The 19,923-nt window shown below is 67.8% G+C and carries 19 protein-coding genes, 2 tRNA genes and 1 pseudogene; 17 read left to right on the forward strand and 5 right to left on the reverse strand.

The genetic code is table 11. From position 1 onward, the window contains the following. Positions 1-21 precede the first annotated feature (21 nt). Together ACFOYW_RS13525 and ACFOYW_RS13530 are read left to right on the forward strand one after the other, a co-directional pair. Positions 22-783, forward strand: coding sequence for a trimeric intracellular cation channel family protein (locus ACFOYW_RS13525; protein WP_390229855.1), 762 nt, complete (start codon positions 22-24; stop codon positions 781-783). After that, positions 780-1,625, forward strand: a complete 846-nt coding sequence (locus tag ACFOYW_RS13530; protein ID WP_390229858.1) for a class I SAM-dependent methyltransferase — start codon at positions 780-782, stop codon at positions 1,623-1,625. Before ACFOYW_RS13525 ends, ACFOYW_RS13530 begins: the two co-directional genes overlap by 4 nt. Here the strand turns inward: ACFOYW_RS13530 and ACFOYW_RS13535 are convergent, their stop codons facing one another. Then, positions 1,626-2,069: a rhodanese-like domain-containing protein gene (locus tag ACFOYW_RS13535; RefSeq protein ID WP_390229861.1), complete on the reverse strand. Its 444-nt coding sequence runs from the start codon at positions 2,067-2,069 to the stop codon at positions 1,626-1,628. A 115-nt stretch (positions 2,070-2,184) separates the two neighbouring features. Here ACFOYW_RS13535 and ACFOYW_RS13540 point away from each other — a divergent pair, with 115 nt between their 5' ends. Next, entirely contained in the window at positions 2,185-2,877 is a 693-nt protein-coding gene (locus tag ACFOYW_RS13540; protein ID WP_390229863.1) for a DsbA family oxidoreductase, read from the forward strand. A 76-nt stretch (positions 2,878-2,953) separates the two neighbouring features. Here ACFOYW_RS13540 and ACFOYW_RS13545 read toward each other — a convergent pair whose 3' ends face one another. Beyond that, entirely contained in the window at positions 2,954-3,442 is a 489-nt protein-coding gene (locus ACFOYW_RS13545; protein WP_390229866.1) for an aminoacyl-tRNA deacylase, read from the reverse strand. Positions 3,443-3,486: 44 nt separating this feature from the next. On the opposite strand from ACFOYW_RS13545, the gene dusB reads away from it, so the two are divergent. From dusB to ACFOYW_RS13585, 8 genes are all read left to right on the forward strand, one after another. Continuing rightward, entirely contained in the window at positions 3,487-4,647 is a 1,161-nt protein-coding gene (gene dusB / locus ACFOYW_RS13550; protein ID WP_390229869.1) for a tRNA dihydrouridine synthase DusB, read from the forward strand. After that, positions 4,637-5,905 carry a deoxyguanosinetriphosphate triphosphohydrolase gene (locus ACFOYW_RS13555; RefSeq protein WP_390229872.1) on the forward strand — a complete coding sequence of 423 codons (1,269 nt, stop codon included), beginning with the start codon at positions 4,637-4,639 and terminating at the stop codon, positions 5,903-5,905. The genes dusB and ACFOYW_RS13555 overlap by 11 nt, the downstream gene beginning before the upstream one ends. Before the next feature lie 40 nt (positions 5,906-5,945). Next, complete coding sequence (gene dnaG, locus ACFOYW_RS13560) at positions 5,946-7,817, forward strand: DNA primase (protein ID WP_390229875.1); 1,872 nt, start codon at positions 5,946-5,948, stop codon at positions 7,815-7,817. Positions 7,818-7,913: 96 nt separating this feature from the next. Further along, complete coding sequence (locus ACFOYW_RS13565) at positions 7,914-9,539, forward strand: ABC transporter substrate-binding protein (protein WP_390229877.1); 1,626 nt, start codon at positions 7,914-7,916, stop codon at positions 9,537-9,539. A gap of 83 nt (positions 9,540-9,622) precedes the next feature. Further along, entirely contained in the window at positions 9,623-10,723 is a 1,101-nt protein-coding gene (locus tag ACFOYW_RS13570; protein WP_390229880.1) for an ABC transporter permease, read from the forward strand. 1 nt (position 10,724) lies between these two features. Further along, positions 10,725-11,681: an ABC transporter permease gene (locus tag ACFOYW_RS13575; RefSeq protein WP_390229883.1), complete on the forward strand. Its 957-nt coding sequence runs from the start codon at positions 10,725-10,727 to the stop codon at positions 11,679-11,681. Beyond that, positions 11,678-13,387, forward strand: a complete 1,710-nt coding sequence (locus ACFOYW_RS13580; RefSeq protein ID WP_390229886.1) for a dipeptide ABC transporter ATP-binding protein — start codon at positions 11,678-11,680, stop codon at positions 13,385-13,387. The genes ACFOYW_RS13575 and ACFOYW_RS13580 overlap by 4 nt, the downstream gene beginning before the upstream one ends. Before the next feature lie 18 nt (positions 13,388-13,405). After that, on the forward strand, positions 13,406-14,227 hold the full coding sequence (locus ACFOYW_RS13585; protein ID WP_390229888.1) for an ATP-binding cassette domain-containing protein: 822 nt from the start codon (positions 13,406-13,408) through the stop codon (positions 14,225-14,227). Positions 14,228-14,244: 17 nt separating this feature from the next. Here the strand turns inward: ACFOYW_RS13585 and ACFOYW_RS13590 are convergent. Next, a tRNA-Asn gene (locus ACFOYW_RS13590) sits at positions 14,245-14,317 on the reverse strand. Positions 14,318-14,414: 97 nt separating this feature from the next. Beyond that, positions 14,415-14,981: a peptide deformylase gene (gene def, locus ACFOYW_RS13595; protein ID WP_390229891.1), complete on the reverse strand. Its 567-nt coding sequence runs from the start codon at positions 14,979-14,981 to the stop codon at positions 14,415-14,417. A 40-nt stretch (positions 14,982-15,021) separates the two neighbouring features. Here def and ACFOYW_RS13600 point away from each other — a divergent pair, with 40 nt between their 5' ends. The 3 genes from ACFOYW_RS13600 to ACFOYW_RS13610 all read left to right on the forward strand — a co-directional run bounded on the left by ACFOYW_RS13600 (position 15,022) and on the right by ACFOYW_RS13610 (position 17,352). After that, positions 15,022-15,945 carry a DMT family transporter gene (locus ACFOYW_RS13600; RefSeq protein ID WP_390229894.1) on the forward strand — a complete coding sequence of 308 codons (924 nt, stop codon included), beginning with the start codon at positions 15,022-15,024 and terminating at the stop codon, positions 15,943-15,945. Positions 15,946-16,037: 92 nt separating this feature from the next. After that, on the forward strand, positions 16,038-17,288 hold the full coding sequence (locus ACFOYW_RS13605; protein ID WP_390229897.1) for a glycosyltransferase: 1,251 nt from the start codon (positions 16,038-16,040) through the stop codon (positions 17,286-17,288). After that, positions 17,279-17,352, forward strand: a tRNA-Ile gene (locus tag ACFOYW_RS13610). The genes ACFOYW_RS13605 and ACFOYW_RS13610 overlap by 10 nt, the downstream gene beginning before the upstream one ends. 206 nt (positions 17,353-17,558) lie before the next feature. Here the strand turns inward: ACFOYW_RS13610 and ACFOYW_RS13615 are convergent. After that, a pseudogene (locus ACFOYW_RS13615) lies at positions 17,559-17,840 on the reverse strand (ATP-binding cassette domain-containing protein); the annotation flags it as partial. A 62-nt stretch (positions 17,841-17,902) separates the two neighbouring features. On the opposite strand from ACFOYW_RS13615, the gene ACFOYW_RS13620 reads away from it, so the two are divergent. The 3 genes from ACFOYW_RS13620 to ACFOYW_RS13630 are packed head-to-tail and all read left to right on the forward strand — an operon-like array spanning position 17,903 to position 19,856. Further along, complete coding sequence (locus ACFOYW_RS13620; RefSeq protein WP_390229899.1) at positions 17,903-18,268, forward strand: YciI family protein; 366 nt, start codon at positions 17,903-17,905, stop codon at positions 18,266-18,268. Between the two features lie 3 nt (positions 18,269-18,271). Continuing rightward, positions 18,272-18,616 (forward strand): YciI family protein, encoded by a 345-nt coding sequence (locus ACFOYW_RS13625; RefSeq protein ID WP_390229901.1) that lies wholly within the window; start codon positions 18,272-18,274, stop codon positions 18,614-18,616. A gap of 4 nt (positions 18,617-18,620) precedes the next feature. Beyond that, the gene (locus ACFOYW_RS13630; RefSeq protein WP_390229904.1) at positions 18,621-19,856 is read left to right on the forward strand and encodes an RNA polymerase sigma factor; all 1,236 of its coding nucleotides are present in this window, start codon (positions 18,621-18,623) and stop codon (positions 19,854-19,856) included. Positions 19,857-19,923: the final 67 nt, after the last annotated feature.

The following is a 19,923-nucleotide window of genomic DNA, read 5'->3' on the forward strand; positions in this document are numbered from 1 at the left end:
ACCGTGCCAGGATGAGACCTCGTGAACGGCGCGACATTCTCGATTCCGCACTGGGCAGAGTTCGCGGCGGTCGCGGTGGGCAGCGTGCAGGGCGCGGCATACGCGAGCGGATTCCGGGAGCGGCGGATCGACCTGTTCGGCGTCGCCTTCATCGGCGTGGCGACGGGCCTCGGCGGCGGATTCCTGCGCGACGTGTCCCTCGGGCAGCCCCTCGTCGCCCTGTCCAACAACTGGTACATCCCGGTGGCGATCGCCGCCGCCCTCGTCGGCATGCTGCTCGCGGCCCTGTTCACCCGTATCGACCCGGTCATCACGGCGCTCGACGCACTGACCCTCGGCCTGTTCGGCGCCATCGGCACGACGAAGGCCATCGCCCTCGGCCTGCCCGAGATCCCGGCCGCCTTCGTCGGCATGCTCGCGGCGGTGGGCGGGGGAATGCTGCGAGACATCCTGCTCAACATGCCGATCGCCGTCATGCACGTCGGCTCGCTCTATGCCGTTGCGGCCGCCGCCGGAACGCTCGCGCAGGTGGGGCTCCACGACGCCCACGTCTCCGTCTTCTGGTGCGCGGCGATCTCGACGGCCGTCACCTTCGCCGTGCGGCTCATCGCCGTCGCGTTCGGGTGGAGCCTGCCCGAGCAGCGCACCCTCACCCTGAACCGCGTCTCGGTCGGCTTCGGGCTGCTGCGACGACGCCAGAGGGCGCCGCGCGAGTACACGACCGCGACGGGAGCCATCCCCACCTACAAGGTCGTGCCGAGATCGGAGAAGAGCGACGGATGACGGAAACCAGCTACCTTGCGGCGAACCGCGCCAACTGGGACGAGCGCGTCGAAGGCCATCTGACCGGCTACGACACCGAGGGTTTCGTGGCTGACGGCTCGCGCATCTCGACCGTCGTGCGCGACGACCTGCGGCTCATGTCGCCGCATCTGCCCGGCGGTTCGGTCGCCGGGCTCTCGCTCGCCCACCTCCAGTGCCACATCGGCACGGACACGCTGAGCTTCGCGCGGCTCGGCGCGCACGTCACCGGTGTCGACTTCTCGGCGGAGGCGATCGGCGCCGCACGCACGCTCGCCGAGCGCGCGGGGCTCGAGGCGCGTTTCGTCGAGTCGACCGTCGACGAGGCATCCATCGCAGTCCGCGACACCTTCGACGTCGTCTACACGAGCATCGGCGCGCTGTGCTGGCTCCCGGATCTCGCTGCGTGGGCGCGAAGCATCCGCACGCTGCTGAAGCCCGGCGGTGTCTTCTACGTGCGCGACACGCACCCGATGCTGTACGCGCTCGACGACGAGCGCGACGATGAGGCGCTGGTCGTGCGCTACCCGTACTTCGCCGTCGAGTCGCCGCTGCGCTTCGACAGCGAGCTGAGCTACGCGGGTACCGCGAAGCTCGCGAACTCGACGAACTACGAGTGGACGCATCCGCTTTCGGAGATCATCGGCGTGCTGCTCGCCGAAGGGCTCATGATCGAGGCGTTCGGCGAACAGAACACGCTGCCGTGGAAGGGCCTCGCGCAGATGGTCGAAGCGGAAGCAGGCAGCCCCTTCGACGGCAACTGGATGCTGCCCGAAGGCCGGGAGCGGGTGCCGCTCACGTTCTCGCTCGCCGCCCGCGGGTAGTCAGCAGTCGCAGGTGATCGAGTCGAGCGGAGCCGTCAACGGGTCCTTCGCGCGCTTGATGCGCCCGTGGTCGTCTTCGACCGGGTAGCCCTCGCGGGCCCAGTACTCGAAGCCGCCGATCATTTCCTTGACCCGGTAGCCGAGCTTGGCGAACTCCAACGCGGCGCGGGTCGAGCCGTTGCACCCCGGCCCCCAGCAATAGGTCACGACGGGCGTCTCGAGCGGAATCTCGTGCGGCGCTCGAACGGCGATCTCCGCCGTCGGAAGGTGAAGCGCGCCGACGATGCGGCCCTGCTGCCATGCACTGTCGCCACGCGAGTCGACGAGCACGAATCGCACCCCGTTCTCCTGGTCGGCGTGGACGTCGGAGGAGTCGGTCTCGAACTCGAGCTTGCCGGCGAAGTGGGCCACGAGCCGATCGCTCGCAGTGGCTGCAGAAGTCATGGCCGAAAGCTAACCGAGCGGCGCCTGGCCACCAAATAGCCACTCGCCGCCAACTGGCCCGCCTGCTCGCGGGCCGCCGTGGGAATAGCGCGAGCGAGCGGTCGTTGACATTGACGTGACTGACTCAGCCCAGCCGATCAAAGTCGACATCTGGTCCGATATCGCGTGCCCGTGGTGCTACATCGGGAAGCGTAAGTTCGAGGCGGGCAGTGGCCTGTTCGCCGGCGCGGGCGAGCAGCGCGGCGTCGAGATCGAGTATCACTCGTTCGAGCTGAGCCCTGACACGCCCGTCGACTTCGAGGGCAACGAGGCGGACTTCCTCGCAACCCACAAGGGAATTCCGGCCGAGCAGGCGCAGCAGCTGCTCGACCGCGTGACCGGTATCGCGGCATCCGTCGGCCTGAACTACGACTACGACCACCTGAAGCACACGAACACGGTGCTGGCGCATGAGGCCGTGCATTTCGCGAAGTCGCAGGGCAAGCAGCTCGAGATGACGGAGCGGCTGCTCTCGGCGTATTTCCTCGAAGGCCGGTACGTGGGCGACGTCGCCGAGCTTGCGGCGCTCGGCGCTGAGATCGGGCTCGATTCGGATGCCTTGACCACGGCGCTCGAGACCCACGAGTTCCTCGCTGCCGTCCGTGAAGATCAGCAGACCGCCGTCGAGTACGGCATCAACGGCGTGCCGTTCTTCGTGATCGATGGCAAATACGGGGTGTCGGGTGCGCAAGAGGCGCAGACCTTCGCCCAGGTGCTCGAGCAGGTCTGGCGCGAGCGCGGTTCAGTTCCTGAGGCGGTCGACGCGTGAAGCTCGTTCCCCTCGGCGACGCGCAGGCGGCGGCATGCGTCGACGGCGTGTGCGAGCTGCCGGCCGCTTCTTCCGTCTATTCCGGGTCAGTGATGTCGGCCACCGTCGCGCCGAACGCCGAGACGAGCGCGTCGGCGGAGACGAACGCCGAGTAGCCGTGCTCGCCGGCCCCGAGCGCGATCTCGCGGCCGACGATCGTCTCGTCGGCGTAGACGGGCCACTCGCGTGCTGAGCCGAGCGGAGTGATAGTGCCGCGCTCATAGCCGGTCGCTCCGAGAGCGACCTCTGGCGCAGGCAGCTGCAGCTTGTTCACGCCGACGAGTGCGCGCAGCTTCGGCCAGGAGATCTTTCGGCCACCGGGCACCAGGGCGAAAAGGAAGTCACCATCGTGACGCTTGACGACCAGAGTCTTCACGATGCCCGCCGGCTCGAGCCCGAGCAGAGCGGCGGCCTCGGCCAGCGAGCCGGCCGCAGGTCTGGTGACGATGCGTACGTCGAGGCCACGGGCTGAGGCATCCGCTGCCACACGCTCGGTACCGGCGAGCCCCGGAAATCGGTCATCCACGTCGCCGCACGCCCTTTCAGCATCCATCTGAGAAACTTGGAGAGATGTCTACCGCCACCCTAAACGCCGCGCCCCTGCGTCTCGGCGATCACCAGATCGACGTGCCCGTCGTGCTGGCGCCGATGGCCGGCATCACGAACACGGCATTTCGCCGGCTGTGCCGAGAGTTCGGTGCGGGGCTCTACGTGAGCGAGATGATCACGAGCCGCGCGCTGGTCGAGCGCAACGCTGAGACCATGCGCCTGATCGGGCACCACCCGTCCGAGACGTTCCGCTCGGTGCAGCTCTACACGACTGACCCGGTGACCGTCGGCGATGCCGTCCGCATCATCGTGGCCGAGGGCCTCGCCGACCACATCGACCTGAACTTCGGCTGCCCCGTGCCCAAGGTGACCCGCAAGGGCGGCGGCAGCGCGCTCCCGTGGAAGCTCGGCCTGTTCCGCGAGATCGTCGCCAGCGCCAAGGCGGCGGCCGAGCACCTGCCGCTCACCGTGAAGATGCGTAAAGGCATCGATGATGACCACCTCACCTACCTCGACGCCGGGCGTGCCGCGCAAGACGCCGGCGTCTCGTACGTCGCCCTGCACGGACGCACTGCGGCCGACATGTACTCCGGGCACGCGGACTGGCAGGCGATCGCGAATCTCAAGGAAGCGCTCGACATTCCCGTCCTTGGCAACGGCGACGTGTGGTCCGCCGACGACGCCCTGCGGATGATGCGCGAGACGGGCGCTGACGGGGTGGTTGTCGGGCGCGGATGCCTCGGGCGCCCGTGGCTGTTCGGCGATCTCGCTGCGGCCATGCGCGGGCAGTGGCATGAGGGCGCCGGCTTCCACCCCGGGCTCGGCACCGTCGCCGCCGCGTTCCGCCGGCACGCCGAGCTGCTCGTGGAGTTCTTCGAGGACGAGGGGCGCGGCTGCCGAGACATCCGCAAGCACGTCGCCTGGTACTTCAAGGGCTACCCGGTCGGCGGCGAGCTGCGGGCCAGGCTGGCCACCTCGTCGAGCCTCGCCGAGATCGACGAACTGCTCGCCACGCTCGACTGGGCGGCACCGTATCCGGGTGAGGGCGCCGAGGGCGCCCGAGGGCGCCAGGGGAGCCCGCGAGTTCCGTCGCTGCCCGAGCACTGGCTCGACTCGCGCGATGTCGACGGTGCGATGCGTGCCGACATGTCGGCGAACGAGGTCCACAACAGTGGCGGTTGAGCCGCGCTCCGGCGAACTGCGCTCGTACGGCGAGTTCGACCGCGAACGCTGGCTGCCGGAGCAGCACTCGGGTCGCCGTAGCGACTTCGCACGCGATCGGGCCCGGCTCTTCCACTCGAGTGCGCTGCGGCGCCTCGCGGCGAAGACACAGGTCCTGAGCCCCACTGTCGGTCTCGACTTCGCGCGCAATCGCCTCACGCACTCGCTCGAGGTGGCGCAGATCGGGCGCGAGCTGGCGACGAACCTCGGACTCAACCCCGACGTGGTCGACACGGCGTGCCTGGCGCACGATCTCGGTCATCCGCCCTTCGGTCACAACGGCGAGCGTGCGCTCTCCGAGTGGAGCGCCGACATCGGCGGCTTCGAGGGGAACGCGCAGACGCTCCGTCTACTCACGCGCCTTGAGCCGAAGGTGTTCGGGCCCGACGGGCATCCGTACGGTCTCAACCTCACGCGCGCGAGCCTCGACGCGAGCTGCAAGTACCCCTGGCCGATTCAGAGCTCCGTCGCCGACGCATCCGGTCGGGAGAAGTTCGGCTTCTATGCCGACGACACGGCCGTCTTCGAGTGGCTGCGCGAGGGCGCGCCCGACCGAGTGCGGTGCATCGAAGCGCAGGTGATGGATCTGTCCGACGACATCGCGTACTCGGTGCACGACTTCGAGGACGCGATCGTGAACGGGTACATCGACGTCGACGTGCTCGGCTCGCCTGCGGCTCACGACGGTCTGATGGCGAAGGTGAAGGACTGGGTCGGCGACGAGTTCACGACAGACGAGCTCGAGGCCGCTCACCAGCGCCTCACCGCCATGGAGCAGTGGCTGCACTCCTGGAACGGCTCCCGCCTCGACCAGGCACGGCTCAAGAACCTGACGAGCCAGCTGATCGGGCGCTTCGCGCGGAACGCGACGCTGGCGACGCGCGCCGCCTACCCGCGACCCAGCCTGACCCGCTACAGCGCCCAGGTGGTCGTGCCGCCCGACGAGGCCGCGGAAATCGGCGTCATGAAAGGCCTCACCGCCGCCTTCATCATGAGCAACAACGACCGCCAGCCGGTCTATCGGCGTCAGCGGGAACTGCTCGTGGGCCTTGCTGACGCGCTGCTCGCCACCGGCCCCGCTGACCTGGACCTCGGCTTCGCCGAGGACTGGCGCGCGGCCAGCGACGACGCGGCACGCAAGCGCGTCGTCGTCGATCAGGTCGCCAGCCTCACCGATCAGGCGGCGATCTCGTGGTTCGAGCGCCTCGTGCAGCAGTGACGCGCCGCTGACGCGGCCGCACGGAACCTAGGATCGAATCATGCCCGGCCTCATTCGTCACAGCGACATCGACGAGGTCAAGGCGCGCACGAACATCGCCGATGTGATCGGCGAATACGTGTCACTCAAACCCGCCGGCGTCGGGTCGCTGAAGGGCCTCTGCCCCTTCCATGACGAGCGCACGCCGAGCTTCCATGTGCGCCCGCAAGTCGGCTTTTACCACTGTTTCGGCTGCAGCGAGTCCGGCGACGTGTTCACGTTCCTGCAGAAGATGGACCATCTGCCGTTCGCCGAGGCGGTCGAGCGCCTCGCCGCGCGCATCGGGTACGCGCTGACGTATGAGGACGGCGGCCAGGCGAGCGAAGATCGCGGCACGCGGGCGCGGATCCTTGCCGCCAACAAGGCGGCGGAAGAGTTCTTCATCGCGCGCCTAATGGCCCCAGACGCGGAACCCGCCCGCAAGTTCCTCGGTGAACGCGGCTTCGACGCTGCGGCGGCCGCACGCTTCGGCGTCGGCTATGCGCCGAAGAGCTGGGACGAGTTGACGAAGCACCTCGGCGCGAAGGGCTTCGGCACCGACGAGCTCGCGGCCGCCGGCCTCGTGTCACAGAACGAGCGCGGGGGAGCGTACGACCGATTCCGGGGCCGGGTCGTCTGGCCGATCCGCGACGTGACCGGAACCACGCTCGGCTTTGGCGCGCGGAGGCTGTTCGACGACGACAATGGCCCGAAATATCTGAACACGCCCGAGACCGCGGTCTTCCACAAGGCGCAGGTGCTCTACGGCCTCGACCTCGCCAAGCGAGACGTGAGCCGTGGCAAGCAGGTGGTCGTCGTCGAGGGCTACACCGACGTGATGGCGTGCCACCTTGCGGGCATCACCACTGCGGTCGCGACCTGCGGTACGGCGTTCGGCACCGAGCACATCAAGCTGATCCGTCGCATTCTCGGCGACGACGGCACCGGGGGCCAGGTCGTATTCACGTTCGACCCTGATGCCGCCGGGCAGAAGGCCGCGACGCGGGCGTTCGCCGAAGAGGGCCGCTTCACCGCGCAGACGTACGTCGCGGTCGGCCCTGAAGGGCTCGACCCGTGCGACCTGCGGCTCGCCCAGGGCGACGCCGCCGTGCGGCGCATGATCGACGAGAAGACGCCGATGTTCCAGTTCATGCTGCGCCAAGTGGTGAACCGATTCGACCTCGACACCGTCGAGGGGCGGGTCGCGGCGCTGCGCGCGGGCGCGCCGATCGTCGCGGGCATCCGCGATTCGGCGCTGCGTCCGGGTTACACGCGCGAGCTCGCCCGTATGGCGGGAGCCGAGCTGATCGAGGCGCAGGGCGCGGTCCGCCAGGCGGCCAGCCGGGCGAGAGCGCAGTCGGATGCTCCGCCGCCCGAGCCGTGGGCAGACGCATCCCCTCCCGCGGGTGCAGGCATCCGTCCTGTCACGCTCGCCGACCTCGGTCGCGACCCGGTGACGCAGACCGAGCGGCAGGCGCTCATGGCCGTGCTGCAGCTCCCCGAGGCGATCGGCGCCGAGCTGGTCGCCCGGGCGATGCAGGCGCGGTTCACGAACCCGACCCTCGAGCTGATGAAGACGGCGATCGCGGCGAATGTCGACGCGGTGGGCGCGCCCGACTGGTTTGCACGCATCCGTAACGACCTGCCCGAGCAGTTCCGCGCCGTCGTCGATCAGCTCGCGATGTCGCCCGTGCCCGAGCGCACGGAGGAGGGCGCGAAGGTGTGGGCGCGCGCCATCGTGGGCGCGCTCATCGAGAAGGACATGATCGGCCTCAAGGCCGAATTGCAAAGCCGATTGCAGCGCGCCGACCCGTCGGACAGCGACACGCGCGCCTCGATCAGCCGCGCGATGGCGGACCTGGAGCTGGAACGGCGTCGCCTACGCGGTGAATAGCGGTGTTTCACATGGCGACGCTGCTTAACAACCCGGAAACAGTTATGCCTTTAGGGTGAGAACACATTTCCCCACCAAGAAAGTGAGTCCAGAGGCATGAATTCCGTCTCGGCTCGTCGTGTTCGCCTGCTCGGCTCCGTCGCCGCTGTTGCGGCTGCCGCTCTTGTTCTCGCCGGTTGCTCCGGCGGCGGCAGCGGCTCCTCCGGGTCCACGGCCAAGGCCATCACGATCGGCACCACTGACACGATCACCTCCCTCGACCCCGCAGGGTCGTACGACAACGGCTCCTTCGCGGTCATGACGCAGGTCTATCCGTTCCTGCTCGACACGCCGTACGGCAGCCCCGACCCGAAGCCCTCGATCGCTGAGAGCGCGGGGTTCACGGCCCCCAACATCTATGAGGTGAAGCTCAAGCCGGGCCTCACGTTCGAGAACGGCGACAAGCTGACCTCGTCCGACGTGAAGTTCAGCTTCGATCGTCAGCTCAAGATCAACGACCCCAACGGCCCGGCGTCACTGCTCGGCAACCTGGCGTCGGTATCGACACCCGACGCGACCACGGTCGACTTCCACCTCAAGGTCCCGAACGACCAGACGTTCGCCCAGGTGCTGACCAGCCCGGCCGGCCCCATCGTCGACGAGCAGGTCTTCAGCGCCGACAAGGTGACCCCCGACAACACCATCGTCAAGGGCGAGGCGTTCGCCGGGCAGTACTACATCGCGTCGTACAAGGTGAATCAGCTCATCCAGTACAAGGCGTTCAAGGGCTACAAGGGCCTTCTCGCGCCCGCGAAGACGCCCACGATCAACGTGAAGTACTACGCCAGCTCCGACAACCTGAAGCTCGACATCCAGTCGGGTGCGATCGACGTCGCCTACCGGTCGCTGTCGGCCACCGACATCTCGAGCCTCAAGAACGACAAGAAGGTTCAGGTCATCGACGGCCCCGGCGGTGAGATCCGCTACATCGTGTTCAACTTCAACACGATGCCCTACGGCGCGAAGACCTCCGACGCCTCCCCGGCCAAGGCGCTCGCCGTCCGACAGGCGGCCGCCGACCTCGTCGACCGCCAGGCGATCTCGCAGCAGGTGTACAAGGGCACCTACACGCCGCTGTACAGCTACGTGCCAGACGGTCTGACCGGAGCCACCCCCGCACTCAAGTCGATGTACGGCGACGGCAACGGCGGACCGAGCCTCTCCAAGGCGAAGGCGGTCCTCGCCGCAGCAGGCGTCAAGACGCCGATCGCGCTGAACATCCAGTACACCGGTGACCACTACGGTCCGTCGTCGGGCGATGAGTACGGTCTGATCAAGAGCCAGCTCGAAAGCGGCGGCCTGTTCAAGGTGAGCCTGCAGCAGACCGAATACGTGCAGTACTCGAAGGACCGCGTCAACGACCTGTACCCGGCATACCAGCTCGGCTGGTTCCCCGACTACTCGGACGCTGACGACTACCTGACGCCGTTCTTCTCGGCAAACAACTTCCTGGCCAACCACTACTCGAACCCCACGGTTCAGGGGCTGCTCACCAAGGAGGTCGGTGACACGAACAAGGCCGATCGCACCCAGGTGATCGAGCAGGTCCAGCAGGACGTCGCGAAGGACCTGTCGACGTTGCCACTGCTGCAGGGCTCATCGGTGGCCGTCGTCGGCAGCGACGTCCACGGCACCACGCTCGACGCGTCGTACAAGTTCCGCTACGCGACCCTGTACAAGTAACAACCACAACTGCGGGGGCGGCCGAACGGCCGCCCCCTTGCAGTGCCGCCAGAAGGAACCTCAGGAATGAAGGACCATCAGCAATGACGACCTCCCCCGAGACAATTCCGTCGCCGACAGCGCCGGCGCCTGCGCAGCCCGCAGGCGCAGCGCTGCGCTCGGGCGGCGGCCTGGTGCGCTACCTCGTCGTGCGCTTCCTGCTCATCTTCCCGACGATCTTCATCCTGGTGACCGTCGTCTTCTTCCTGATGCGGTCGACCGGCGATCCGATCACCGCCGCTCAGGGCGGGCGTTTGCCGCCAGCAGAGCTCCAGGCGCGAATCCACGCCGCCGGCTACGACCGGCCGCTCATCGTGCAGTACTTCCAGTACCTCGGCCAGATCGCGCACGGCGACTTCGGCACGACGTTCAGCGACCACCAGAAGGTCACCACTGTTCTGCTGAGCTACGGCGGCGCGACCCTCGAGCTCGCGTTCTACGCCCTGATCGTCGCCTTCATCGTCGGCGTTCCGCTCGGCATGCTCGCCGCTTACATCCGCGACCGATGGGGCGACGCGGTCCTGCGGGTGCTCTCGATCGTGTTCTACGCGACCCCCGTCTTCTTCTCCGGGCTGCTGCTCCAGCTCGTCTTCTCGATCGGCCTCAATTGGTTGCCGGTCGCGGGGCGAGCAGATACGACGACAGAGCTCGAGATCCAAGAGTTGCCCCACCCGACCGGCATCTACCTGATCGATGCGTTCCGCACGGGCGATCCCGCGGCCGTTCCTGACGTGCTGAAACATGCCGTCCTTCCGGGCGTCACCCTCGGACTGCTGACCGCCGGTGTCTTCCTCCGGCTCGTGCGAACCAATGTCATCGGCACGTTCAACACGCAGTACGTCGACGCGGCGCGCTCGCGCGGCGTACGAGAGTCGCGGCTTGTCACCCACCACGCCTACAAGCCCGCGCTGATCCCGATCATCACCGTCATGGGGCTGCAGATCGCGATGCTCCTCGGCGGTGCCGTGCTCACTGAGACGACCTTCGAGTGGAAGGGTCTCGGTTTCGAGCTCAACCATTACCTTGAGGCGCGCGACTTCGTAGCGGTGCAGGGCATCGTCGCGCTGCTCGCCGTCATCGTCGCGGTGGTCAACTTCATCGTCGACATCATCGCCGCCCTCATCGACCCGAGAGTGAGGTACTGAGATGAAGCGATCGTTCCTCAGTCGCGTCCCGATCGTCGCGCAGTTGCGCCAGAGCGTCGGCGTACAGCGGTTCATGCTGCTGACCGGCGTCATCATCACCGGTGTCTATGTCCTCGTCGCGATCTTCGCGCCGCTCATCGCGCCCTACGGCTACGGCCAGCTCAAAGGCTCGAAGGGCAATTTCGGATCGCAGCAGCCGCCGAGCGCCGCGCATCTGTGGGGTACCACCGTCGGCGGCTACGACGTATTCAGCCGCACGATCTACGGCGCTCGCACCGCGCTCGTCGCGATCGTCATCGCGATCATCCTGTCGCTCATCATCGGGGTCCTGCTCGGGCTGTTCTCGGGGTACTTCGGCGGCCCCGTCGACCGCGTGCTCGTCGTCGTCTGCGACGCGATCTACGCGTTCCCGACGCTGCTTCTCGCCATCGTGATCTCAATCGCGATCTCGGGCGGCTCATCGAACTTCTGGTCAGGGGTGTTCTCAGCGGCATTCTCGATAACGGTCGTCTACATACCCCAGTACTTCCGCATCGTGCGCGCCGAGGTCGTCCGCATCAAGGTCGAGGCGTTCGTCGAGTCCGCGCGCGTGATCGGGTCGAGCGACATGCGCATCATCTTCCGCCACGTGCTGCGGAACTCGATCCGCACGCTGCCGCTCATCATGACGCTCAATGCGACCGACGCGTTCGAGACGCTTGCGGGCCTCGGCTTCCTCGGCTTCGGTATCGAACCGTCGAGCGCGGCGGAATGGGGCTACGACCTGCAGAAGGCGCTCTCTGACGTGACGAGCGGCATCTGGTGGACGGCGCTCTTCCCGGGCCTCGCCATCGTGCTGCTCGCGGTCGGTATCTCGCTGATGGGCGAGAGCCTCAATGACCTGGCTGATCCCCGGCTGCGCCGCCGTGGTGCCGCCGCCGAAATCACCGAAGCCGAGACTGCGGAGGTAGCGCTGTGAGTGACGTCGTCGACATCACCGACCTGACCGTCCGCTTCGCGACCGACGCCGGTTCGGTGCCGGCTGTGCGCGGGGTCACACTTTCGGTTGCGCCGCGCGAGATCCTCGCGATCGTCGGGGAGTCCGGGTCGGGCAAGTCTGTCACGGCGAAGACCATCCTCGGCATGCTGCCGGAGACCGCGACGACCGGCGGCGCAGTAGTACTGCGCGGTCGCGACTCGGCGAGTGCATCGCAGGGCGTCGACGTGACGCGGCTCGACAAGGCGGGGCTCAGAGCCGTCCGCGGCCGTGACGCCGCGATGGTCTTCCAGGAGCCGTCCACGGCGCTCAATCCCGTCTACCCCATCTGGTGGCAGATCGCCGAGGGCCTGCGCGCCCACGGCAAGGTCACCAGGAAGGAGGCGCGTCAGCGTTCGATCGACATCCTGCGTCGCGTCGGCATCCCTGAGCCCGAGAAGCGCATCGACTACTTCCCGCACGAGTTCTCCGGCGGTCAGAAGCAGCGCATCGTCATCGCGATGGCGCTCATCCTCAATCCGAACCTGATCATCGCCGACGAGCCCACCACTGCGCTCGACGTGACCGTGCAGGCCGAGATCCTCGAGCTGCTGCGCTGGTGCCGCGACGAGTACGGCTCCTCGATCGTGCTGATCACCCACAACATGGGCGTCGTCGCCGACCTCGCCGACCGCGTGGCCGTGATGTACCAGGGCGAGATCGTCGAGCAGGCCGAGGTGCGCGCGCTGTTCGAGCATCCGTCGCACGCCTATACCCAGACCCTGCTGGCCGCGGTTCCGCGAGTCGGGGCGGGGCACTCGGGCCTGGTCACGACGGAGCGAGCGACGGATGCGTCGCCCGAGGCGTCCGAGGGCGCCCCCGTGGTCCGGGCCCGCGGGCTCGAGATCACGTACCCCGGGCGTCTCGGCCGGGCAGGTTTCCGCGCCGTGCGCGGCGTGGACTTCGACATCGCGCAGGGTGAGGTCCTGGGCCTCGTCGGCGAGTCGGGCAGCGGCAAGACGACGATCGGCCGCGCCATCGCCGGTCTCACGAAGGTCACCGGCGGATCGCTGAACGTGCTCGGGCACGAGATGGTCGGCATTCATGAGCGCGAGTTCCGGCCGCTGCGGCAGGACATCGGCTTCGTGTTCCAGGACCCGGCGTCGAGCTTCAACCCTCTGCTCACGATCGGCGATGCGATCGCCGAGCCGATGCTGGTGCATCGCACGGTGTCGTCGGCATCCGCCGCCCGCACTCGCGCCGGCGAATTGCTCGCGGCAGTCCAGCTGCCTGCGGACTACGCCGACCGCTTCCCTCACGAGTTGTCGGGTGGCCAGCGCCAGCGCGTCTCGCTCGCACGTGCGCTCGCACTGCGGCCCAAGCTCGTCGTCTTCGACGAGCCGACGTCGGCGCTGGATGTCTCGGTGCAGGCACGCGTGCTCGAGCTGATCAGCGCGCTGCAAGCCGATTTCGGCTTCGCGGGCCTGTTCATCAGCCACGACCTCGCTGTCGTCGACCTCATCGCGACCCGCATCGCGGTGATGCATACGGGCGAGATCGTGGAGCACGGCGACAACGCATCCGTTCTCGGTTCACCGCGCGACCCGTACACCCAGCGTCTGCTCGCATCGCTGCCCGTGCCGGACCCGGTCGAGCAGGCCGCGCGGCGCGCCGAGCTCAAGGCGCTGACCGCCGGCACGACGTCGTAGCTCAGTAGGCTCGACGGGATGAACGAGAGTCCCGACACCGACCAGAGCCCCATCGTCGTCCACGACCTGGTGGCCGAATACCGGAACTCGGGGCGAGTCGGCGTGCACGCACTGAGGGGCGTCTCGTTCACCGTCGGCCGTGGCGAGATCCTGGGCGTGCTCGGTGAGTCGGGCAGCGGCAAGACGACTCTTGCGCGCATCCTCGCGGGGGAGCTGGTGCGGAAGGGGCCCGGGGGCTTCGACGTGCGCATCTCCGGCGGCGAGGCTCTCGTGAACGGCATCGCGCTGCGCACCCTGTCCAAGACGAAGCTCAACCGGCTCACGTTTCACACCGCCTACCTGCCGCAGGACGCGAACGATCGGCTCGATCGCACCTCGACGGTGTCGGAGCTGATCGCCGAGCCGATCTTCGCGCGTGACAAGCGCTTCGACCCGGATGCGGCGCAGTCGCGTGCTCTCTCGGTGCTCGACGCGGTCGAGCTGCCGCTGTCGGTGCTCGACAGATATCCCTACGAGCTTTCGGACGGCCAGCGGCAGCGTGTCGCGATCGCTCGATCGCTCGTCCTCGGCCCCAACGTGCTCGTCGCCGACGAGCCGACCGCAGGCATCGACGTGACGGTGCGGGACACCGTCGTCCGCGTGATCGGCAAGCTGCGGGAAGACCCGAGCTTCGCTGCGCTGATCGTGACGCACGACCTGGCGGTGCTACGCCAGCTCGGCGCGACGATCGCGGTCCTGCACGACGGCGTCATCGTCGGTTACGGCGACATCGACACGGTGTTCGCAGAGCCGAACCACTCGTACGTCGCACGTCTGGGCCGTGCACTCGGTTGGAAGTAGCGGGTGAACCGCAGATGCTCCCCGGCTTGGACTCGAACCAAGAACCTATCGGTTAACAGCCGATTGCTCTGCCAATTGAGCTACCGAGGAATGGTGCCCGGCGTGCCGGGCAACGACATCTAGCTTAACGGGTCAAAAGGGCGCGTTCCAAATCGGCTGAGCGCTGATTCGGTCCCGCGGCCGGGGCTCAGGCCTCGAGGTCGTCGACGCCCGGCTGCCACGCCTTCTCGGGCACGCCCCAGCCGCGCTTCTTGCTGATCTTCACCCACTCGCGGTCGAACGGTCGCGGTAGCCGGTCGAGGTACAGGATGCCGTCGAGATGGTCGTACTCGTGCTGGAAGATGCGGGCGAGCCAGCCCTCGGCGTGCACCTCGAAGGCCTCGCCGTCGAGGTCGGTCGCCTGCAGAATCGCCTCGGGGGAGCGGCGCAGCGGGAACCGCTCGCCCGGGAAGGACAGACACCCTTCGATCTCCTCCTCGTCGTCCGCCTCGCCGGTGGGCGTCGGCGTGATCCACAGCACGGGGTTGATGGCGACGCCGCGGTGCTCGATGTCGTCGTCGTCCGTCCAGCCGTAGACGAAGAGTCGCTTGCCCACGCCGACCTGCGGTGCTGCGAGCCCCACGCCCGGCGCGGCGTCCATCGTCTCGTACATGTCAGCAACGAGCTGTCGCAGCTCATCGTCGAAGACGGTGACGGGCTCAGCGGGCGCGTGCAGCACCGGCTCACCCTGAATACGAATCGGGAGTACGGCCATTCGCCCAGGATATCGGCGCGGCGTCCGGTACCTTTCTCTGGTGCTCGCCACTGCTCCGGGGCTCTCTCCGCTCAGTCTGGACCCCAGACAGTTCGTCGGTATTCCCCTCGCGCTCATCGGGGCGATCTTCCTGTCGCTCGGCGCGCAGCTGCAGCACCGCGGGGTCAACAAGGTCGACAGCGCGAGCGACACGGACGCCTCGAAGGGCGGCCTGAGCATGCACCAGCTCCGGCAGCTGCTCGCGCGTCCCAGCTGGGTGACAGGCACCCTGATGCTCGGAATGGCCATCGTGCTGCAACTGACGAGCCTCGCCTTCGCCCCCCTCATCGTGGTGCAGCCGCTGGGGGCGGTCGCGCTCGTCGTGACCGCGGTCCTCAACGCGCGGGTCACCAAGTCGGCGCTCAACCGGCTTTCGGTTCTCGCCATCGTGCTGTGCGTCGTCGGTGTCGGCGCGTTCGTGCTCGTCGCCGCATTCCAGGCGCGCGAAGTGCCCGTCACGGAGCGTGAGCTGATCGAGATCCTGATCATCCTCGCGTGCGCTCTGGTGCTCGCGGCCGTGTTCTTCCTCATCTTCCGCGCCAAGATGCGTGCGCTGATCTACATCGTCGGCGCAGGCATCCTCTATGGTTTCGTCGCAACGCTCGCCAAGGTCGTGATCGCGCGAGTCGAGCAGAGCGAGTTCGACCTGCTCACCGCTGTCTGCATCGTCGCCCTGCTCGCCGCAGTGGGCCTCGGCGCGTACTTCGTGCAGAACGCATACGCCTCAGGGCCGCCCGATCTCGTCATCGCGGGCCTGACTGTGATCGATCCGCTCGTGGCCGTGACGATCGGTATCGCGATCCTCAATGAGGCGGTGCAGGTGCAGGTGTGGGCGGCCGTCGTGTGGGTGATCACCGGAATCGTCGCCGTCGCCGGCGTGCTGCTTCTCGCGCGGCACCATCCGCAGGCTCAGGGCAACCCCTGAGGCGCTGTGAAAATGCCATGCCTAGACTGGTGCGCCATACACCCCGCCCCTGTTGATATCAACCGACACCCCTGCGAAGAGGAATCCGCAACGTGACAGAGTCGAGCGACGCGAGCACCAAGCCGCTGACGATCGTATTGGGCTGCGACACCTTCGCGCCTGACGTCAACGGGGCTGCACGCTTCGCAGAGCGCCTCGCGGCCGGCCTCGTCGCCCGCGGCCACACGGTGCACGTCATCGCGCCGTCGCGCACGATCTTCAAGACCGGCTCGTGGGACGAGCGGCACGAGGGCGCACGTCTGCACATGCACCGGCTGTTCAGTCTGCGCTGGTACCCGCACCCGTGGCTGCGCTTCATGATGCCGTGGACGATGGCGCGCAACGCCGGCCGGATCCTCGATGAGGTCAAGCCCGATGCCGTGCACTTCCAGTCGCACTTCGTCGTCGGTCGTGGCCTCTCGATCGCGGCGCGCAAGCGAGGCATCCGCGTCATCGCGACGAACCACACGATGCCCGAGAACATGATCGAGCACACGACCGTCCCCAAGCCGCTGCAACCGGTGCTGCTGAAGTGGTCATGGCGCGACGCGACGCAGATCCTGAAGCAGGCGGATGCCGTGACCACGCCGACCCGCCGCGCAGCCGACTATCTCGAGTCGGCCACGGGTATCCGTGACGTGTACGCGATCGGCAATGGCGTGCGGGTGAGTGACTACACGCCCGACTTCGAGCATCGCGGCAACCGCATCGTGTTCGTCGGCCGCGTCACCAGCGAGAAGCGCATCGAGGTGCTCCTGCACGCCGTGTCGATGCTGCCGAAGACCCTCGACTGGTCGCTCGAGATCGTCGGCGACGGCGAGCTGCGACACAGTCTCGAACGCCTCGCCGCGCAACTAGGCGTGGCCGATCGCGTGACGCTCTCCGGTCTGGTCAGCGACGAGGACCTCAAGAAGGCGTACTCGCGCGCCGACGTGCTCGCGATGCCGTCGACGGCTGAGCTGCAGTCGATCGTGACGATGGAGGCGATGGCGTCGGGCCTGCCGGTCGTCGCGGCCGACGCGATGGCACTGCCGCACCTCGTTCATGACGGCGAGAACGGATTCCTGTTCCGCCCCGACGACGCACGCGATCTCGCCGCGAAGCTCCAGCGCATTCTCACGCTTCCCGATGACGAGTTCCGCCGCATGAAGAAGGCGTCGCTGCGGCTCATTCAGGGCCACGACATCGAGTGGACGTTGACGGCGTTCGAGTGTCTGTATCGTGGGAGGCCGGTGGTGGACCCGACGGCCCGGCTCGATTCGGAGGCGGAGGACCGCGAGGACCACGTCGCCGAGGGGCGGTAGCTCAGCCGGTTAGAGCAGGGGACTCATAATCCCTGGGTCGCGGGTTCAAGTCCCGCCCGCCCTACACCCCTGCAATCACTGGGAACGGCGGTCGCTCTGTGGCCGCCGTTTCGTCGTCCGTCTCTGCGCGTGCCCACACTTTGCCCACCTTTCGACCGACGGCGGCGTGAAGTTGAGTAGCCACGGCGCCGAGATCGTCGTCGAGTGGAGCGCTGTAGGTGTCAGCGTCATCGCTGCCGAAGCGTGCCCGAGCATGCGCTGGGCCGCCTTCACGTTGGCGCCGGCGCCCATGTTGTGGGCGATCAGCACGATCGAGGAGCCGTACTCGTCGCGGCACCAGCGCAGCAGCTCGAGGATCTCGGCCTGCACGGTCACGTCGAGCGCAGTGGTGGGCTCGTCGGCGATGATCAGGTTCGGATTGAGGATGAGCGCCATCGCGATGACGATGCGCTGCTTCTGACCGCCGGAGAACTCGTGCGGGAAGTAGTCGATGCGCTTCTCAGGCTCAGGGATGCCGACGCGACGCAGGATGTCGATCTCGCGCTCGCCCGCGCATCGGTGTAGTGAAGTCCCGAAAGGGAAGCAATCGGGGCACGAGCAGAGAAGAGACGAACATGGGTACGTATCTGGTGCTGATCTACGACGACGAGAAGCGCTTCGCCGACACCCCGCGCGAGGTGATGGCTGACATGCACGCGCGGCACGTCGCGTTCATCGCGAACAACAAGGGGGCGATCGTCGGCGGCGCGCAGCTGGCGACGAGCGACACAACGACGACCATCCGCCAGGCCGAGGGCGGCGTGACCGTCACCGACGGCACATTCCTCGAGACGAAGGAGGTGCTCGGCGGCTACTACGTGATCGAGGCGCCCGACTACGACCAGGCGCTGGCGCTCGCCAAACAGGTGCCGAGCGTCTACGGCGCGATCGAGCTGTGGCCGCAGCGCGTGCCCAGCGACGACCTGCGGATCGAGGCGTAGCAGATGGCGAAGTACATGGCGCTGATCTTTGGCCCGGAAAGCGTCTGGCAGGACAGTGACGAAGAGACCCTGCAGGCGATGTATGCCGAGTACACCCGCTTCGGCGAGGAATACGGGCAGTACCTGCGCGGCAGCGCCGAGCTCAAGCCGAACGCGACGGCGAAGCTGATCAAGAAGACTGGCGACGACGCATACGCCGTAACCGACGGTGCGTTCGGTGAGACCAAGGAGGCGCTCGGCGGCTACTACGTGATCGAGGCCGACGACGAGGTCACCGCGATCGAAATCGCCAAGCACGTGCCCGCCATCGGCGGCTTCATCGAATTGCGCCCGATCGCCGACGAGTGAGCAGATGACGGATGCCGCACGCGCGGTCGCCGCGGCACACGAGGCCGAGTGGACCTTCGTGCTCGCGGCGGCCGCGCGCGTTGCGGGCGACCTCGACGTCGCCGAGGACTGCGTGCAGGACGCCTATGCGCAGGCGCTCGTGCACTGGGAGCGCTCGGGGGTGCCCGCGAAGCCGGGGGCGTGGCTCACGACGGTCGCGACCCGGCGCGCCCTCGAGCTGCGTCGCCGGGCGCAGACGGTGACTCGGAAGCTGCCGCTGCTCGTGCCAGACCCGGTGGAGGAACTGCCAGGTGCCGACGTGGACGAGGCTGGATTCCCCGACGAGCGCCTGCGGCTCGTGTTCACCTGCTGTCACCCTGCGCTCGCCGCAGAGTCGCGCATCGCCCTGACGCTGCGCTTCGTGTGCGGGCTTCGGACACGCGAGGTCGCCCGGGCGCTGCTCGTCAGCGAGACGACGATGCAGGCCCGCATCACCCGCGCGAAGAAGAAGATCGCGGCGACTGGGATTCCGTACCGGGTGCCCTCGCCCGGCGAGCTGCCGGAGCGCGTGGCATCCGTTCTCGACGTCGTCCACCTCGTCTACACGAGCGGGCACACGGCCGCATCGGGCGCCGAGCTCACCCACCCCGAGCTGGCCGAGCGCGGCATCGGCCTCGCCCGCATGCTGCACGCGCTGCTGCCCGCAGAGGGCGAGGCGGCCAGCCTGCTCGCGCTGCTGCTGCTCAGCGAGGCGCGGCGCACGGCCAGAACGGATGCCGCCGGCGCGCTCGTGCTGCTCGAGGACCAGGACCGCGCGCTGTGGGACCGCGCGCAGATTGCTGAGGGCCAGACGCTCGTCGAGGGCGCGCTGCGGCGACCGCCGGTGGGCCGCTACGGGCTATTGGCCGCGATCGCGGCGCTGCACGACGAGGCCGAGAACTGGGAGGCGACGGACTGGCCGCAGATCCTCGCCCTCTATGACCTGCTGTTCGCACGGTGGCCGTCGCCCGTCGTCGCGCTCAACCGCGCGGTCGCGCTGAGCTTCGCTAAGGGGCCGGCCGCCGCGCTCGCTGCGGTCGACGAGTTGGCCGAGGTGCCCGCGCTCGCCGCATACCCCTATCTCACGGCGACGCGCGCCGACCTGCTGCGCAGGCTGGGCCAGGCCGACGCCGCCGCCGACGCGTACCGCGAGGCGCTTCTGCTCACCGCGAACGAGGTCGAGGCCGCGTTCCTCCAGCGGCGGCTCAGCGAGCTGACTTAGGTCAGCCGCCGCTAACCCCGTTACAGCCGCGAAACGCCGACACAAAGTGGTCGCCGATAGCGAGGCC

The sequence above is a fragment of the Gryllotalpicola reticulitermitis genome, assembly GCF_042651345.1.
GTDB classification, from domain to species: domain Bacteria; phylum Actinomycetota; class Actinomycetes; order Actinomycetales; family Microbacteriaceae; genus Gryllotalpicola; species Gryllotalpicola reticulitermitis.

Coding starts and splice junctions, on each gene's coding strand:
- dnaG (WP_390229875.1), top strand. CDS start 5,946: ATGCCCGGCCTCATTCGTCACAGCGACATCGACGAGGTCAAGGCGCGC.
- ACFOYW_RS13530 (WP_390229858.1), top strand. CDS start 780: ATGACGGAAACCAGCTACCTTGCGGCGAACCGCGCCAACTGGGACGAG.
- ACFOYW_RS13625 (WP_390229901.1), top strand. CDS start 18,272: ATGGCGAAGTACATGGCGCTGATCTTTGGCCCGGAAAGCGTCTGGCAG.
- dusB (WP_390229869.1), top strand. CDS start 3,487: ATGTCTACCGCCACCCTAAACGCCGCGCCCCTGCGTCTCGGCGATCAC.
- ACFOYW_RS13575 (WP_390229883.1), top strand. CDS start 10,725: ATGAAGCGATCGTTCCTCAGTCGCGTCCCGATCGTCGCGCAGTTGCGC.
- ACFOYW_RS13620 (WP_390229899.1), top strand. CDS start 17,903: ATGGGTACGTATCTGGTGCTGATCTACGACGACGAGAAGCGCTTCGCC.
- ACFOYW_RS13630 (WP_390229904.1), top strand. CDS start 18,621: ATGACGGATGCCGCACGCGCGGTCGCCGCGGCACACGAGGCCGAGTGG.
- ACFOYW_RS13585 (WP_390229888.1), top strand. CDS start 13,406: ATGAACGAGAGTCCCGACACCGACCAGAGCCCCATCGTCGTCCACGAC.
- def (WP_390229891.1), bottom strand. CDS start 14,981: ATGGCCGTACTCCCGATTCGTATTCAGGGTGAGCCGGTGCTGCACGCG.
- ACFOYW_RS13535 (WP_390229861.1), bottom strand. CDS start 2,069: ATGACTTCTGCAGCCACTGCGAGCGATCGGCTCGTGGCCCACTTCGCC.
- ACFOYW_RS13570 (WP_390229880.1), top strand. CDS start 9,623: ATGACGACCTCCCCCGAGACAATTCCGTCGCCGACAGCGCCGGCGCCT.
- ACFOYW_RS13565 (WP_390229877.1), top strand. CDS start 7,914: ATGAATTCCGTCTCGGCTCGTCGTGTTCGCCTGCTCGGCTCCGTCGCC.